The following is a 15,525-nucleotide window of genomic DNA, read 5'->3' as shown; positions in this document are numbered from 1 at the left end:
AGAAGGCCCCCAGACAGCTGCATTGCTTCCACTGAGATGTGAAGGAACCCGAGGATGTATTGGCCGAATAGGCCGAATACGGTGAGGACCGCAAGAGAGGTAAGCGTGGCCTGCCATGCGGCGCGCTTACGCTCTTTCGGGGTCATACGCGAGGTGAGAGCCAAGAAAACCGGAAGGTTGCCGAACGGATCTGCGATAACAAAAAGGGTGGTGAATGTGGACGCAAAGAGTGCGCCATCAAATCCGCTCACGGATAGAGAACCTCCAGTTGGCAGCTCTGGGTAAGAGCTTCGATCACCGCCTGAGAAGTTGTGTTCTCACCGAGGCGGTTGGGTTTGCCCAGCCCATGGTAGTCGCTGGAACCAAATCGCGCGAGACCCAACCGATCAGCCATTGCCGCTAACTCAGGCTTGGCAGATTCGAGGTTATCGCGGTGGTCAATTTCTATTCCGAACAGACCAGCTTCCGCGAACTCTTCAAAGGCCTCGGGAGGGACGATTCGGTTGCGATGGGGCGCCGCCGGATGGGCGAAAACCGCGCGTCCACCAGCCCCGTTGATCCACTCGATGGCCTCGGAGGCCTCTGCCGCTTGATGCCACACATAGTATGGCGAGCTGGCCCTTAAGAGATCGGTAAACGCCGCGCCCCGATCGGGCACCACCCCGGCTTCCACTAACGCATCCGCGATGTGCGGGCGGCCCACCGTTGCCCCCGGTTCGATGTGCCGCTGAACATCCGCCCACGTGATCGGGAAGTCACGCGAGAGCCGATCCACCATGTCCCTCGCCCGGTTGACCCGTGAATCGCGCACCTCCCGGACGTGGCGCTGAATCGCCGAGTTGTCCGGATCGAAAAGATACCCGAGCATATGCAAGGTGATCCCGTGGTACATCGCGGAAATCTCCATGCCGCGAATAAGCGCCACCCCGCTGGCCCCCACGCCGCGCGCCGCCACATCCCAGCCGGCCACCGTGTCGTGATCGGTCAGCCCGATCATGTCAATGCCCGCCTGGCCCGCCTCACGCATCAGCTCGGCCGGAGTTGAGCGCCCATCGGAGCGAGTCGTGTGCGTGTGGGGATCAATTCTCATGCTCTAGTATTAGCACGCCCGCTCTAGTAATAGCATGCAAGTGGACCGCTCGGCCCATCGATCACGTTGACGGGCGTATCGAAGATCCTCGTGAGGGTATCAGGCTGCATGATCTCTTCGGGGCGCCCGAATTCCGCCACGCACCCGTCCTTCATCGCGCAAATGTAGTTCGCATAGCTAGCGGCAAAGTTAATATCGTGGAGCACGATGATGATCGTGCGCCCCGTGGTGGTGGCGGCCTCGTGCAGGTGCTTCATCATGTCCACCGAATGCTTCATATCCAAGTTGTTCAGCGGCTCATCCAGCAGAATGAACTCAGTATCTTGGCTGAGCACCATGGCAACGTAGGCTCGCTGACGCTGCCCTCCTGACAGCTGGTCAAGATAGCGCCCCTCAAGCTCCGTCAGATCCAAGAAATCGATGGCTTGGCTCACGATCCTCTCATCTTCGGCCGTGAGCCGCCCCTGCGAATAGGGGAAACGCCCGAAGCCCACGAGCTGGCGCACGGTCAAGCGCGTGACAAAATGGTTTTCCTGCCGCAGGATGGAGAGGATCTTTGCGAGATCACGGGATTTTGTTGAGGCGATATCGTATCCGGCTACATCGATGGTGCCAGAATCCATCCCAAGCAGGCGCCCGATCATCGTGAGCAGCGTGGATTTGCCGGCCCCGTTCGGACCCACCAGCGCCGTAATACCACCCTGCGGGATTTCCAAGTCAACCGGCCCAATGGTCACGGTTGAGGAATAGACTTTCTTGACGTCAGTCAGGGAGATCATAGACGGCCCTTTCGGAGCATAACAATGAGGAAGGTGACGCCGCCAACCATCTCAATGATGATGGAAACAACACCCTGGGCATAGAAAACATTCTTCATCACGAAGTAGGCGCCGGTGAGCACCACAAAGCCCACCAGCACGGCGATTGGGAAGATCTTGCGGTGATCGTAGGTATCGGCGAATTGGTAGGACAAGGTGGCCACAAGGAACCCGAGGAATGTCATTGGCCCGATCAACGCGGTGGATACCGCCATGAGGATGGACACGAAGAACAACACCTGCATGAGTTCGCGCTTGTAGTTGAGCCCCAGCCCAACAGCCGTGTCACGCCCCAGCGCCATGAGGTTGAGGTGACGCGACTTCATCCAGAGCGCCCCGCCGGCTATGAGGCACAGCGGGATCGCGATTGGCAGGTAGTCCGCATCCGCGTTGGAGATGGACCCGAACATCCTCGCTGTCAGAACATCGAACTCACTCGGCGTCATCAACCTCTGCATAAAGCTGGAAACAGAGCCTAGGCCTCCCCCGATGATGATGCCCACCAGGAGCATGATTTGGAGATTGCCGTACCGCCCCCGCAGCAACCAGCCGTAGAGGAGCAGAGCCAGAACCACCATCACGGCCACTTGCAGCACAAACTGGCCGCGCCCTTGAAGTGCCACCACTCCCGCCACGCCAAGGAAGTACACAGAGCTGGTTTGAATCACGGTGTACAGCGATTCAAAGCCCATGATGGACGGGGTGATGATGCGGTTGTTTGTGATGGTCTGGAAGGACACGGTGGCCATTGCTTGGCAGAAGGCCACGATCAGCATGACGGTCACGTTCGTCATGCGCATTTTTGCGATGCGTTTGAATCCATCAGAGCCAAACGGCATCGGGTTGTCTAGCATGAGAATTCCGAACGCGAAGCCTACGGCCAACACACTAAGAATTGTTGTGAAGATGACGAACCTGCGCCGCGCCTTCTTTGAGGGAAGTGCCGCCGAACTCCGCTCAGCGGCTTCGGCCGGCTTGCTGGCCTTGAGTGCCTGAGTCATGTTTCCCTCTCTCAGCTCATCCTGCGCCGCTGGCCCAGCAGCAGCGTAATAAACACGGCAGCGCCCAGTACTCCCAAAATAAGGGAAACCGGCACTTCGAACGGGGAAATGATGGTTCGGCTCACCAGATCACACACGGTCACAATCGCGATGCCCAACAGGCACACCCACGGGAGGTTGGATCGCAGATCGTCGCCTCGGATCATGGACACGATGTTGGGAACTATCAGCCCAAGGAAGGGCAGGTTGCCTACCACCACCGTCACCACCCCGGTAGCGATCGCCACGAGCACTGTGCCTAGCAGAATCACCCGATCATAGTTGAGCCCCACGTTTGTGGCGATTTCCTTGCCTAGCCCGGCCACGGTGAAGCGATCAGCAACCACAAACACGGCAAGCACTACGAAGGCCACGATCCACAGGATCTCGTAGTTCCCCTTCAGCACCGATGTAAAGCTACCGGCAAACCACACCCCCAGATTCTGCAGAGCATCGGCACGAAGCGCCACGAAGGTGGAGATGGACCCCACCACAGCACCCAGCATGATGCCGATAATCGGCACGATGAGTGAGGATTTCAGCGATACCCTCCGCAAGAATGCGAAAAACACCATCGTCCCCACAAATGCAAAGATCACGGCCCCGATCATTCGGACCGTGATGCTGGCACCGGGAAACAGGATCATGACGAAGAGCAGGCCAAGCCCCGCCCATTCGGTGGTGCCCGTGGTGGTGGGCTCAACGAAGCGGTTTTGCGTGAGCAGTTGCATGACCAGACCGCACATTGCCATGGCCGCCCCGGCAAGCAGAAGCGCAACGGTCCGCGGAATTCGGGTCACGGAAAACATCATGGAACCGTCGTCTCCATGACGCACATCGTAAACGCCCGTATACAGCGATAGGAGCAGAAGCCCCGCCACGGCAACCACGCCGATTGCCAGCTTCCAATCAAACAGCTTGCCGGCCTTGACGGTTGTTGTCATCAGTTATCTCCGAACATGGTGGACCGGCGGCGAGCCTTTAAGGGGCACGGCTCGCCGCCGGTGATCGCGTTATTCCTTAGTTCGCGGCTTCAAGCGCATCCGCGAAATCGTTGAGGAATTCCGTGTATGTCTGGATACCTTCGTTGGTGTACGTATCAGCAGGCATGTACACGATCTGGCCCTCTTGCACGGCCGTCACATTGGCGAGTGCCTCGGAGGATTCCAGAAGTTCGTTGGCTGGCGAATACTCGGGATCGTCAGCGGCAACTGCCGCGTCGCGGTCCATCACAAGGATCCAGTCAGGGTTCGAATCGGCAATAGCCTCAACCGAAATATCATCGCCCTGATGATCGTCCGAAGAACCTTCCACCTCAAGGGCGGGGGTCAGGCCAAGCACGTCATACAGCGGTCCGATCGCGCGGCCAACGCCCGGCGCGATGAAGCCAATTTCTCCACCGGAGGTGTTGACAGCCATGACGGTCTGCTCAGGATCGTAGGCGGAGGTAACCCGCTCCACGGCGGCGTCCAGATCGCCATTGAGCGCCTCGGCCTCAGATTCCTTATCGAAAACCTGACCCAGCGTGGTGATCTGGCGCTTCAGCTCAGTATCGAAGGGCTCGCCATCACGTGGATCAAGTTCGATGATGGAGGCATCCGGTGCCAACTCAACGAAATCGTCATGGTACTGAGTAAAGCGCTGACCGTTGATGATCACATCAGGATTCACCTCAACGATGGGTTCCAGATCTGGTTCCCGATGCGAGCCGAGATCAACGATGTTCTCATCATCGATGTAACCTACGGTGCTGGGCATCAGTGGCATGGGCGCTGCGGCGATATCCACATCCCAGTCATAAAGTGTTTCAAATGTACGGTTGTCGGTAGCCACCACGCTCGTGGGCGGAACCGGAACCTCGTGCGTGCCATTGTTGTCTTCAATCTCAATCGTTGAAGCATCGCCAGCCGGGGTGGTCTCTTCTTCTGTTGAATCCCCATTGGATCCGCAAGCAGAAAGAATGAGTGCGCTACCTGCGAGGGTAGCAAGCAAAGAACGGCGCATGTGCGTCTCCTGTGTGTCGTGCGTGGTGCTCAGTAAGGTCATCCTTACTCGCATTAACGTACTTCCCACGTTACTTAATTCATTTACGATATCGCAATCACAGAGGGGTGAGTGAGGAGCAAGTCACATAAGGGTATCCTTCCCTGACGCTCACAGGAGCACAGGGATAGGTCCTAAGTCCCATGGCTATGTAGCCCCGTTTTCGTCCCAGTTAGGCCCTTCGCCCGGGAAACGGCTCGTGTTACCTGCAGTTTGACTCATTCCAGTTTGTGGAACGCGATGCCACCGTTCTATGGCGAGGGTGCGTTCGTCGTCGTCGGCAATAATGGACGACGACGGCGAGGCCTCCCCCGCAACGCCCGCCCTCACACCCACGTGTTTCTTCCCACGTGGCCAACCGAGGCAAGCGAAGTTGGCGAGTTGGTGGAAGAATGGCCCCATGACAAAGGAAGATATGAAGAGCCGTGGAAATAATAGGTCACAACAACCCACAAGCTCCGCTTTCCGGGAGTTCATCGGGGAAGATTGGGGGCCTCGCGTTTCAACGGTGGAACGCAGCGAGGTTGCCGATTATCTGGCAGCCCGTCATCAACTGGTCTCCGAACGGTTCCCTGGCGAGCGGCTGGTGATTCCTGCTGGCGGTTACAAAGTGCGGAACAACGATTGCGATTATCGATTCCGTGCGCATTCCGCCTTCGCCCATATGACGGGGCTCGGCGCTGAGCTTGAACCGGATGCAGTTCTGGTTCTCAACCCCGTTGAGGGCGGCCACGAGGCAACGCTGTACTTCCATCCGTGTGCTCCACGCACCTCGGAGGAATTCTACGCGGATTCGCGCTATGGCGAATTCTGGGTGGGCGCCCGGCCAACCCTCGAAGAAATGTCCACAATGACGGGACTACGCTGCGATTCCAGCGATAATCTGTCCGATGCCCTGTCCAAGGATCTGGGCAAAGGGCAGGTCAGCCTACGCGTTGTACCCCAATCGGACGCACGCATCGAATCTCAGGTGCAGGAGCTACGCGAACGCGAGCAGATAGCCGAAGGCGCTGAAGAAGCGGACGCCGAACTGTCCGAGGCGCTCAGCGAAATCCGCCTGCGGAAGGACGCATGGGAAGCAGCTGAAATGCAGAAGGCGGTGGATCGCACCCGGGAGGGCTTCGACAACATCATTGCCTCGTTCCCCCGCGCCCTGTCGCATCATCGCGGAGAACGCGTTGTGGAAGGCGCGTTCGGGGCCAAGGCCCGCGAAGAAGGCAATGGGCTGGGCTATGACACGATCGCCGCGGCCGGCAACCACGCCAACACTTTGCACTTCATTGACAATAATGGGCCGCTTGAGGCAGGCCAGCTGATCCTGGTGGATGCCGGCATCGAAGTGGATTCGCTCTACACCGCCGATATCACGCGAACTCTACCCGTGTCCGGCACGTTCAGCGATGCTCAGGCGGAGGTGTATCAGGCGGTGCTAGACGCGGCCGAACGTGCCTTGGCCGAAGCGCAGAAGCCCGGCTGCAAGTTCCGCGATGTCCATGCCGCAGCCATGGAGGTGGTTGCCGAACACCTCGAGAAGTGGGGGGCGTTGCCCGGAACCGCCGCAGAATCGCTACTTCCGGAGAACCAGTGGCACCGCCGCTGGATGCCTCACGGCACCTCGCATCACCTTGGTATTGATGTGCACGATTGCGCGCTTGCTCGCAAGGAAATGTATCTGGATGCCGAATTAGAGCCCGGCATGTGCTTTACGATCGAACCGGGAATCTATATTCGCGAGGACGATCTCAAGGTGCCCGAGCGCTACCGCGGCATTGGCGTACGCATCGAGGATGACATCCTCGTGACCGAAACAGGTGCCATTCGGCTCTCCGAGTCCATTCCGCGCACCATCGCCGATGTTGAAGCGTGGATCCGCTCCATCAACGCTTAGCATGTGATGGTTGCCCGGGTTTAATGGCTCAAAGTCTACGAGGAGGCATCGTGGCACGTTCGGCATCTACACACTCCCCTGCCAAGAAGCTGGTCTACACTGCCCGGCTCGTGGGAAGTCCCGTCTTTGACCCCATAGGTGACAAAGTGGGGACAGTCTATGACGTGGTGGTGCTCCTGCGATTTCGGGGCGACCCCATGGCTGTGGGGCTCGTCGTAGAGGTTGGTGGGAGGCGGCGTGTCTTCTTGCCGCTGACTCGTGTCACGTCGATCGATAACGGCCAGGTCATCTCCACCGGGCTGGTCAACATGCGCCGGTTTGCTCAACGTCCCGCCGAAACCCTCGTATTGGCTGAACTGTTGGAACGCACGATCACGCTCAAGGAGACGGGCGAATCCGGTACGGTTCTGGACGCCGCCATCTCCAACGTACGCGGGCGCGAATGGCAGCTCACTACCCTGTTCATCCGGACAGATAAGAAGAGCACCGGAGGGAGCCGCACACTCACGGTTCCGGTCTCTCAGGTCAGTGGGCTGATGAGGCCGGCTCCAAATCAAGGAGTGTCCTCGATCCTTTCGCAGATCGTCGGTCTCAAACCGGCGGACGTTGCGGACGTTCTGCGCGATCTGCCGTCCGATCGTATGCAGGCCGTGGCCCATGAACTGACCGACGAACGCTTGGCGGACGTCATGGAGGAACTGGGATCAGACGATCAGGCGAGCATCCTCACCGCGCTGGGCATTGATCGAGCGGCGGACGTTCTGGATGTCATGCAGCCTGATGACGCTGCGGATCTGGTGGCCGATCTGCCAACAGAACAAGCTGCTGAACTCTTGGAACAGATGGAACCTGAGGAAGCACGCGATGTTCGGCGCCTGCTCACGTACGATGAGCGAGCGGCCGGCGGCCTCATGACCTCCGATCCCATCATCCTTCCGCCAGATGCAACCATCGCCCAGGCGCTTGCGATGGCACGGAGGGCCGATACCCCGCCCGCTCTGGCGGCCATCATGTTCGTGTGCCGCCCTCCACTAGAAACACCCACGGGCCGCTTTCTTGGGGTTGTCCACCTTCAACGTGCACTGCGAGAACCACCCTCCACCATGATTGGATCCATCCTTGACACGGACGTGGATGCTGTGAGCCCAAGTGACGGGATCGGCACCATTACGAGGCTTCTGGCAACCTACAATCTGACGGCCGTCCCAGTGGCGGATGACGGGCTGCTTCTGGGAGCGGTTTCCGTGGACGACGTGCTAGATCACCTCCTGCCAGAGGATTGGCGCGAGGCAAACGAAGAGGAAACAGACGAAGCATTGGAGGCACGCCATGGCTGAGCGCTTCCGTGGAGGAACCAGCGAACCGGACAGCTTCGATACGCCCCTCGATACTCAAAAGCGGCGGCGCAAACGCCAATCTGATCCTGACGCCTTCGGTAAGTTTGCCGAGTCCACCGCACGCTTTATGGGAAGCCCCCGTTTCATCCTGTACATGACGGTATTCGTGATCGTGTGGGTCACCACGAACGTGGTGCTCGTGGCCTTCGCGCAAAAGTACGCGTGGGATCCTTACCCGTTCATCCTGTTGAATCTGGCGTTCTCCACCCAAGCCTCCTATTCGGCACCTCTCATTCTGCTGGCTCAGAACCGGCAGGATGATCGTGACCGAGTGATCGCGGAACAAGACCGCCAGAATGTTGAGCGTAACCTCGCCGATACCGAGTATCTCCTGCGGGAGATTGCCGGGCTTCGCCAATCCCTTGGCGAAGTGGCAACCCGCGATTTTGTCCGCTCGGAACTTCGCGATGCGCTCACTGAGCTAGAACGCGATAGTGAAGAGCGGATTGCCGAACGCGATGAGAGAATTGCGCAGTTGCAAGAGGAACTGGAGGCGCTCCACAAGGGGGCTGCCGAATCCGGAGAGTAGCTGAGTTCTGGCCACGGCTTGACGTGGGACTAACGGCCCTGTGAGCCGCCACCTGTGTTCGCATGCGTCAGGCCATGGCGGGTAGCATGGAAGCATGATTACCCCCGATGAGATCCGCAAGAGTCTCGAGAACGTTATCGATCCCGAGCTTCGGCGCCCCATCACCGAATTGGACATGGTTGAAGATGTCCATGTGAGTGATGCAGGCGTGGCGTCGGTCCACATTCTTCTCACTACGGCTGGGTGCCCGCTTCGCGAAACGATTGCATCCGATGTCAAGGAAGTCGTCAGCAAGCTCGAAGGCATCACCGCGGTGAACGTCACGATGGGCTCGATGAACCAAGAACAGCGCTCAGCGCTTCAGTCCAAGCTGCGCGGCGGCGAACCCGAGCGAAAAGTTCCCTTTGCTGCAAAGGATTCGCTCACCAAGGTGTACGCCATCGCCTCAGGTAAGGGCGGCGTGGGCAAATCGTCCGTATCGGCGAACCTAGCCGCGTCTCTCGCTGCTGAAGGCCTGAAGGTTGGGCTTGTTGACGCCGATATCTACGGTTTTTCTATCCCGCGCATGCTGGGTGTTGAAACACCGCCGCAGGGCATCAATGACATGATCATTCCCCCCGTCGCGCACGGCGTGAAGGTGATCTCCATTGGCATGTTCATGGAGGACAACTCCCCCGTGGTGTGGCGCGGCCCGATGCTCCACCGTGCGCTTGAGCAGTTCTTCGCCGATGTGTACTGGGGCGATCTAGACGTCCTCCTTCTTGACCTTCCGCCAGGCACCGGCGATATCGCGCTGTCCGTTGCCCAGCTGATCCCGAACTCTGAGGTTCTGGTTGTCACCACGCCTCAAACTGCAGCGGCTGAGGTTGCTGAGCGTGCCGGCCAAATCGCCAAGGCTACCGAGCAAAACGTTGTGGGCGTTATCGAGAACATGTCCTACATGACCATGCCCGATGGCTCGAAGAACGCCATCTTCGGTACCGGCGGCGGGCAGATTGTTGCCGGCCAGCTGTCGAGCCTGCTGGGATACGAGGTTCCGCTTCTTGGAGAGATCCCGCTCGAAACTGAGGTTCGCGAAGGCGGAGATACCGGCAAGCCGTGGGCCATTGCCGATGGCGATTCGCCCGCTCAAAGCGAGCTTCGCAAGATTGCGCAGACACTCGCACATCGCTCCCGCAACCTTGCCGGGCGCAACCTTGGGGTGGCTCCGGTCTAGGTAGCCCTACCTACGCTGAAGGCGGGCACCGGAAATCCAGTCAATTGGCTGGGAAACCGGTGCCCGCCTTGTAGTATTAGCTGGGAGTTGTTTGAAGGGAGAAAAATGGCGGGCGAGCAGACTCAATCGTGGGCGTATGCCGAAGACGTATGCGTCGAGGATTCCATCACCGCTCGGGCACGCGAAGATGCCCGCGAATATGACATCACCTGCATCTCCCCTGCAACCGGCTCATTTCTTGGCCTGTTCGCTGCCGCCACTAAGGTCCGCTCGGCGGTTGAGGTAGGGACGGGAACTGGCGTTTCCGGCCTGTATTTGCTGCGATCGTCGTCCGACATCATGCTCACCACAATCGATGTGGAATCCGAGGCACAACACAGCGCTAAAGAGCGTTTCCGGAAGGCCGGGATTCGGCCCGGCCGCGCGCGCATCATCAACGGACCTAGCGCGGACATTCTTCCCCGGCTGGCTGATAGGTCCTATGACCTCGTCTTTCTCGATGGCGCTCCGCTTGAGATGAGCGGCGACGTCAACGAAGCGCTACGTATGCTCCGTCCAGGCGGAGTGCTGATCATCGCACATGCCCTCATGCACGGGCGCGTGGCAGACCCGGCGCGGCGTGAGGAAGACGTTGTGGCCATCCGCGATCTCAATCGCGAGCTCATGGAATCGGCGGACCTGCGCACCTCGCTCATCCCCGTTGGGGACGGGCTGCTTCTCGCTTCTTTGCGGTAGAAAGTTCTTTGCGGTAGAAGCACAGTGAGGGAGGAAAGCCGGTAGCTTTCCTCCCTCACCACGAAACTTCGAAGTCTGTTTACTTCTCTATTGATTCAAGAGCCTCCTTGAGCCCCGCGGCTTCGGCATCGTTCAATTCAAGAACTAACCTGCCGCCGCCGTCCACAGGGATACGAACAACAATGCCGCGCCCTTCACGCTCTACTTCGAGGGGACCATCTCCCGTACGAGGCTTCATGGCTGCCATGTCTCATCCTTCCCGTCGGCGGTGTGGCACCGACAACATCTGCCATTATACCGGGACCGCCCCGAATTTGCCCGAAACTACTGAGTATCTATTTGGTGCGCTTACCGAACCCTGAGTTCGTTGATGTGGCAGGAGCACCGCCATTTTCGGCGGCACGGCTCCGGTTGCCCACCGCCAACTCGTGGATTCCACGTGTCACGGCTTCCACAGCCTCCTCGGCCGTATCAACAACCGTTATCAAATCCGCATCACGGGCAGCTGCCATGCCTTCGCCCACCAAACGTTCACGAATCCAATCCACAAGGCCACCCCAGTATGACGTGCCCACAAGGACGATTGGGAAGGACTGGACCTTCCCTGTTTGTACGAGGGTCACGGCCTCGAACAGCTCATCGAGTGTGCCGAATCCGCCAGGCATGACAACAAAGCCCAGCGCATACTTGACGAACATCGTCTTGCGCACGAAGAAATACCGGAAGCTGATGCCCAGATTCACGTAGGGGTTCATTCCCTGTTCGAAGGGGAGCTCAATACCCAGACCAACCGAGGTACCACCGGCTTCGTGCGCACCCTTGTTAGCCGCCTCCATAATCCCCGGACCTCCACCGGTGATCACGCCGAGTCCCTCCTGTGACAGGCGCCTGCCCACATCGGTGGCCATGGTGTACAGGTGAGAACCCGCCGCCTCACGTGCCGAACCGAACACAGATACGGCCGGCCCAAGTTCGGCCAAAGAGCCGAAGCCCTCCACGAACTCTGCCTGAATTCGCATGACCCTCCACGGGTCTTGCCGCGACCATGCTGACCCCTGTTCGGGTGCCAGCAGCGAGGCATCGGCGGTCAGCGGCGGAATGTTGTCTCCCCGAGCAAACATGGGGCCACGGCGGTAGGTTGAAGATTCAGACGTCATAATTCCATCTTCTCACTGGTTTCCAACCATTGGGTGAACACGTTGTACATATTCTCAATCTGGGCCACGGGACACGCTTCATCCACGCGATGGGACAGCAACGCATCTCCTGGACCGCAGTTGATGGCGGGGACACCCAGAGCGGAGAATCGGGCCACGTCCGTCCACCCCAGCTTCGCCACTGGCTCCCCCGCCCCTTGCTCCCGTAGGAGGTCCGACAGCCTATCAAACTCAGGATGATCCATCCCCGGCTCGGCGGCAGGAGCACTGTCCGTCACGGTGATGTCTAATGCCACGTCCTCAAACAGGGACCGGACGTATGCTTCTGCATCGCTCTGGGTGCGATCGGGGGCGAATCTGAAGTTCACGATCAGCGTCGCCTCATCAGGCACCGAGTTTCGCGCGCCGCCTCCGGAAATCCCCACGGCCAGCAAGGATTCGGTGAAGTCCAACCCGCCAACGGTGTGAACGGATGGCCCCCACTCCTCCAGCCGCCGCAGCGGCTCTCCCAGCGCGTGTACGGCATTTTCCCCCATCCACGGCCGCGCCGAATGTGCCGATTTTCCCCGGGACACAAGGTTCAGCCGCATCGTGCCATTGCATCCGCCTTCGATCTGACCATTTGTTGGCTCCCCCAGCACCGCCAGATCGGCGTGCAGCCACTCGGGATGGTGACGCGCCACGCGCCCCAGGCCCGAGAGTTCGGCGGCTACCTCCTCGTGATCGTAGAAGATCCACGTGATATCCATGCGTGGCAACGCCACAAGTTCCTCCGCCACCTTGAGGAACACGGCACAGCCGGATTTCATATCCACGCTGCCGCGCCCCCACAGGGTTACGCCGCCTTCGGCCATCGTCCCCGGAACGTTGTTCGCTATGGGAACGGTATCCAGATGACCCGCAAGAATGACCCGAGTCCTCTTCCCTCCGTTGGTCCGCGCCAGCACGGCATCGCCATCTCGCAGCACCTCGAGCAACGGATTGGCACGCAATCGCCCCTCCACAAAGTCCGCGATCTCGCGCTCATTGCCAGATTCGGACGGGATATTGACAAGGTGTGCGGCCAACTCGGATACGTTCATGGAACCATGCTACTAAGCAAGCTACCATTACCGTATGACAACAACAGATGTTGAACAGCTTGCTCACGAGGCAGCTCATGTAATCTCGAGGCGCACGGGGGTTGACCACCACGATATTGCCCTCGTTCTCGGATCTGGCTGGGGTGGCGCAGCCGAGCTGATCGGCGAACCTGTTGCTACAATCCCGGCGTCGGACGTTCCCGGGTTCTCAGTATCAGGCGTGGCGGGACACTCTGGATCTCTCACCTCCCTCACGCTTGAGAGCGGCCACCACGCGCTTGTGCTCGGGGCGCGCACACACTATTACGAAGGAAAAGGCGTGGCGGCCGTAGCACACGGCATCCGAACCGCCGCCGCTTGCGGCGCCACAATTGCCGTCCTCACCAACGGATGCGGAAGCACTGTGGGTGAGTGGGGGCCCGGAACGCCCGTCCTGATCCGCGATCATCTGAACCTCACCTTTACTTCCCCGATCGAGGGCGCTCACTTCGTTGACCTTACCGATGCCTACTCCTCCCGCCTGCGCGCGCTGGCCCACGAGGTAGACCCGGACCTTCCAGAAGGCGTGTACGCACAGTTCCCCGGACCTCATTATGAGACTCCGGCAGAGGTTAAGATGGCGCGCCTGCTCGGCGCCGATCTGGTGGGGATGTCCACGGCTCTGGAAACCATCGCAGCCCGGGAAGCTGGAATGGAGGTGCTCGGGATCTCTCTAGTTACCAATCACGCAGCCGGATTCGCTCCCGGCCAGCTCAACCACGCGGAAGTTCTAGAGGCAGGCCGCGCCGCTGGCCCGCGTATCTCCCGCCTTCTCGCAGATGTCATCACACGAATTGAAAAGGAACATGCATGAGCTACAACGTCACTGAGGTTCAGGATTGGATCGCCCACGATCCCTCCGAAGAGGATCGCACGGAGCTCAGCGCCCTTCTCGAATCGGCGGAGTCCGGGGCCGCGAGCGCCACCCAAGAACTCTCGGATCGCTTTGATGGGACCTTGCAATTCGGAACAGCCGGCCTTCGAGGAGCCATGGCCGGTGGACCCAACCGGATGAATCGCGCCGTTGTACGCCGCGCCGCAGCCGGCCTTGTCAGCTACCTGCTCGATAACGCTGGCCCCGACGCCCTCCTCCTGATTGGCAACGATGCCCGCTACCACTCGCGGGAGTTTGCCGAGGATACGGCAGCCATCGCGGCCGCCGCCGGTATCCGTGCGCTCATCATGCCACGCGAACTTCCCACGCCTCTCCTGGCGTTCGCCGTCCAGCACCTGAACGCGGACGCCGGCGTGATGGTGACCGCCTCGCACAATCCCGCCCAAGACAACGGCTACAAGGTCTACCTTGGTGGCCGCTGCGCCGATGAATTCGGTAAGGGTGTCCAGCTAGTTCCCCCGGCCGATGCGCAGATAGCCGAACGAATCGCCGCGGCCCCACCGGCTAGTGAGATCGCACTGGCCACCACATATGGCACGATCGGCGAAGAAGTCATCGATGCCTACATCACCGAAACCGCGAAGCTAGTCCCAGCGGCCTACTCGCGCGATATCAAGATCGTGTATACGGCCATGCATGGTGTGGGCACGCCGATCATGCGCCGCATTTTCGCCGCCGCCGGTTTCGAGAACGTGACCGAGGTGGCCGAGCAGTGTTCGCCAGATCCCGATTTTCCCACCGTTCCCTTCCCCAACCCGGAGGAGCAGGGCGCTCTGGACTTAGCGAAGAAGCTTGCCGCCTCGATCAAGGCCGATATCGTCATTGCTTCCGATCCGGACGCGGATCGTTGCTCTGCCGCAGTTCCCGATCAGGGAGCGTGGCGCCAGCTGTCCGGCGATGAGATCGGATCGCTACTGGGCGAGTTCATCGCACCCGGTGCGGTTCTCGAATCGGGCACTCCCACCTTCGCCTCCTCCATCGTGTCCTCGCGCATGCTGGAGCAGATCGCCGGCGCGCACGGATTGGCCTACCAATCCACCCTCACGGGATTCAAGTGGATTGCCCGGACCCCGCACATCGCCTACGGCTACGAGGAAGCAATCGGCTTTTGTGTGAACCCCTCCGCGGTTCGTGACAAGGACGGCCTCTCGGCTGGCATCCTTCTGGCAGTTCTGGCCTCCAAGCTCCGCGATCGTGGCTCAAATCTGATTGGGGAACTGGACCGGCTCTACACCAAGCACGGGGTGTACCTTTCCGGCCCTGTCACAGTTCGCGTGGATGACCTCTCCATCATCCCCGCCACCATGGCGAAGGTTCGCGCTACTCCCCCCACCGAGCTTGCCGGCTCGCCCGTTTCGCGCGTGTGGGATCTGAGTGAGGGTTCGCCCGAGCTGCCCCCCACCGATGGCATCGCGTGGTTCACGAAGGCCCACGACCGTGTGATCATCCGCCCGTCCGGCACGGAGCCGAAGGTCAAGTGCTATCTCGAGGTCTACCTTCCAGTGGAGGGTGATGTGCAGGCCACGAAGTCAGCGGCTGCCGATCGCCTAGAGCGCTTCAAGGAGGACGTTTCGGCCGCGCTCGCGCTCTAGTACG

Annotated in this window: 16 protein-coding genes; 7 read left to right on the top strand and 9 right to left on the bottom strand. The window is 59.8% G+C overall.

Annotated elements, in window-relative coordinates; translation table 11 throughout:
- The 6 genes from ACTHV6_RS03360 to ACTHV6_RS03335 all read right to left on the bottom strand — a co-directional run.
- On the bottom strand, positions 1-251 hold a 251-nt coding region (locus tag ACTHV6_RS03360), incomplete at its 3' end, for a MarC family protein (protein WP_441385853.1).
- Positions 248-1,090, bottom strand: coding sequence for a PHP domain-containing protein (locus tag ACTHV6_RS03355; RefSeq protein WP_441385852.1), 843 nt, complete (start codon positions 1,088-1,090; stop codon positions 248-250). The genes ACTHV6_RS03355 and ACTHV6_RS03360, both read right to left, overlap by 4 nt.
- Before the next feature lie 23 nt (positions 1,091-1,113).
- The gene (locus ACTHV6_RS03350) at positions 1,114-1,869 is read right to left on the bottom strand and encodes an iron ABC transporter ATP-binding protein (protein WP_441385851.1); all 756 of its coding nucleotides are present in this window, start codon (positions 1,867-1,869) and stop codon (positions 1,114-1,116) included.
- Positions 1,866-2,909 (bottom strand): iron chelate uptake ABC transporter family permease subunit, encoded by a 1,044-nt coding sequence (locus ACTHV6_RS03345; protein WP_441385850.1) that lies wholly within the window; start codon positions 2,907-2,909, stop codon positions 1,866-1,868. Before ACTHV6_RS03345 ends, ACTHV6_RS03350 begins: the two co-directional genes overlap by 4 nt.
- Before the next feature lie 11 nt (positions 2,910-2,920).
- Positions 2,921-3,892: an ABC transporter permease gene (locus ACTHV6_RS03340; RefSeq protein WP_441385849.1), complete on the bottom strand. Its 972-nt coding sequence runs from the start codon at positions 3,890-3,892 to the stop codon at positions 2,921-2,923.
- Between the two features lie 76 nt (positions 3,893-3,968).
- Entirely contained in the window at positions 3,969-4,952 is a 984-nt protein-coding gene (locus ACTHV6_RS03335) for a siderophore ABC transporter substrate-binding protein (RefSeq protein WP_441385848.1), read from the bottom strand.
- A 439-nt stretch (positions 4,953-5,391) separates the two neighbouring features.
- Here ACTHV6_RS03335 and ACTHV6_RS03330 point away from each other — a divergent pair, with 439 nt between their 5' ends.
- The 5 genes from ACTHV6_RS03330 to ACTHV6_RS03310 all read left to right on the top strand — a co-directional run bounded on the left by ACTHV6_RS03330 (position 5,392) and on the right by ACTHV6_RS03310 (position 10,756).
- A complete protein-coding gene (locus ACTHV6_RS03330; protein ID WP_441385847.1) occupies positions 5,392-6,879 on the top strand; it encodes an aminopeptidase P family protein in 1,488 nt (495 codons plus the stop codon).
- 50 nt (positions 6,880-6,929) lie between these two features.
- Positions 6,930-8,216, top strand: a complete 1,287-nt coding sequence (locus tag ACTHV6_RS03325; protein ID WP_441385846.1) for a magnesium transporter MgtE N-terminal domain-containing protein — start codon at positions 6,930-6,932, stop codon at positions 8,214-8,216.
- A complete protein-coding gene (locus ACTHV6_RS03320) occupies positions 8,209-8,805 on the top strand; it encodes a DUF1003 domain-containing protein (protein ID WP_441385845.1) in 597 nt (198 codons plus the stop codon). The genes ACTHV6_RS03325 and ACTHV6_RS03320 overlap by 8 nt, the downstream gene beginning before the upstream one ends.
- A 94-nt stretch (positions 8,806-8,899) precedes the next feature.
- Complete coding sequence (locus ACTHV6_RS03315) at positions 8,900-10,021, top strand: Mrp/NBP35 family ATP-binding protein (protein ID WP_441385844.1); 1,122 nt, start codon at positions 8,900-8,902, stop codon at positions 10,019-10,021.
- 105 nt (positions 10,022-10,126) lie between these two features.
- Positions 10,127-10,756: an O-methyltransferase gene (locus ACTHV6_RS03310; protein WP_441385843.1), complete on the top strand. Its 630-nt coding sequence runs from the start codon at positions 10,127-10,129 to the stop codon at positions 10,754-10,756.
- Between the two features lie 79 nt (positions 10,757-10,835).
- Here ACTHV6_RS03310 and ACTHV6_RS03305 read toward each other — a convergent pair whose 3' ends face one another.
- From ACTHV6_RS03305 to dapE, 3 genes are all read right to left on the bottom strand, one after another.
- A complete protein-coding gene (locus ACTHV6_RS03305; RefSeq protein ID WP_441385842.1) occupies positions 10,836-11,003 on the bottom strand; it encodes a DUF3117 domain-containing protein in 168 nt (55 codons plus the stop codon).
- 88 nt (positions 11,004-11,091) lie between these two features.
- Positions 11,092-11,913, bottom strand: a complete 822-nt coding sequence (locus ACTHV6_RS03300; RefSeq protein ID WP_441385841.1) for a TIGR00730 family Rossman fold protein — start codon at positions 11,911-11,913, stop codon at positions 11,092-11,094.
- Positions 11,910-12,995: a succinyl-diaminopimelate desuccinylase gene (gene dapE / locus ACTHV6_RS03295; protein ID WP_441385840.1), complete on the bottom strand. Its 1,086-nt coding sequence runs from the start codon at positions 12,993-12,995 to the stop codon at positions 11,910-11,912. Before dapE ends, ACTHV6_RS03300 begins: the two co-directional genes overlap by 4 nt.
- 34 nt (positions 12,996-13,029) lie before the next feature.
- Between dapE and ACTHV6_RS03290 the strand changes: the two genes are divergently transcribed.
- Positions 13,030-13,848 carry a purine-nucleoside phosphorylase gene (locus ACTHV6_RS03290; protein ID WP_441385839.1) on the top strand — a complete coding sequence of 273 codons (819 nt, stop codon included), beginning with the start codon at positions 13,030-13,032 and terminating at the stop codon, positions 13,846-13,848.
- A complete protein-coding gene (locus tag ACTHV6_RS03285) occupies positions 13,845-15,521 on the top strand; it encodes a phospho-sugar mutase (RefSeq protein WP_441385838.1) in 1,677 nt (558 codons plus the stop codon). The genes ACTHV6_RS03290 and ACTHV6_RS03285 overlap by 4 nt, the downstream gene beginning before the upstream one ends.
- Positions 15,522-15,525 lie beyond the last annotated feature (4 nt).

This window comes from Ancrocorticia sp., from assembly GCF_052089425.1.
In the GTDB taxonomy this organism is placed as follows: domain Bacteria; phylum Actinomycetota; class Actinomycetes; order Actinomycetales; family Actinomycetaceae; genus Ancrocorticia.
This window is presented reverse-complemented; position numbering and strand designations above follow the sequence as displayed.

Bases quoted from the DNA above. Each gene is read 5' to 3' on its own strand.
- ACTHV6_RS03355 (WP_441385852.1), bottom strand. From the start codon at position 1,090: ATGAGAATTGATCCCCACACGCACACGACTCGCTCCGATGGGCGCTCA.
- ACTHV6_RS03350 (WP_441385851.1), bottom strand. From the start codon at position 1,869: ATGATCTCCCTGACTGACGTCAAGAAAGTCTATTCCTCAACCGTGACC.
- ACTHV6_RS03345 (WP_441385850.1), bottom strand. From the start codon at position 2,909: ATGACTCAGGCACTCAAGGCCAGCAAGCCGGCCGAAGCCGCTGAGCGG.
- ACTHV6_RS03340 (WP_441385849.1), bottom strand. From the start codon at position 3,892: ATGACAACAACCGTCAAGGCCGGCAAGCTGTTTGATTGGAAGCTGGCA.
- ACTHV6_RS03335 (WP_441385848.1), bottom strand. From the start codon at position 4,952: ATGCGCCGTTCTTTGCTTGCTACCCTCGCAGGTAGCGCACTCATTCTT.
- ACTHV6_RS03330 (WP_441385847.1), top strand. From the start codon at position 5,392: ATGACAAAGGAAGATATGAAGAGCCGTGGAAATAATAGGTCACAACAA.
- ACTHV6_RS03320 (WP_441385845.1), top strand. From the start codon at position 8,209: ATGGCTGAGCGCTTCCGTGGAGGAACCAGCGAACCGGACAGCTTCGAT.
- ACTHV6_RS03315 (WP_441385844.1), top strand. From the start codon at position 8,900: ATGATTACCCCCGATGAGATCCGCAAGAGTCTCGAGAACGTTATCGAT.
- ACTHV6_RS03310 (WP_441385843.1), top strand. From the start codon at position 10,127: ATGGCGGGCGAGCAGACTCAATCGTGGGCGTATGCCGAAGACGTATGC.
- ACTHV6_RS03305 (WP_441385842.1), bottom strand. From the start codon at position 11,003: ATGGCAGCCATGAAGCCTCGTACGGGAGATGGTCCCCTCGAAGTAGAG.
- ACTHV6_RS03300 (WP_441385841.1), bottom strand. From the start codon at position 11,913: ATGACGTCTGAATCTTCAACCTACCGCCGTGGCCCCATGTTTGCTCGG.
- dapE (WP_441385840.1), bottom strand. From the start codon at position 12,995: ATGAACGTATCCGAGTTGGCCGCACACCTTGTCAATATCCCGTCCGAA.
- ACTHV6_RS03290 (WP_441385839.1), top strand. From the start codon at position 13,030: ATGACAACAACAGATGTTGAACAGCTTGCTCACGAGGCAGCTCATGTA.
- ACTHV6_RS03285 (WP_441385838.1), top strand. From the start codon at position 13,845: ATGAGCTACAACGTCACTGAGGTTCAGGATTGGATCGCCCACGATCCC.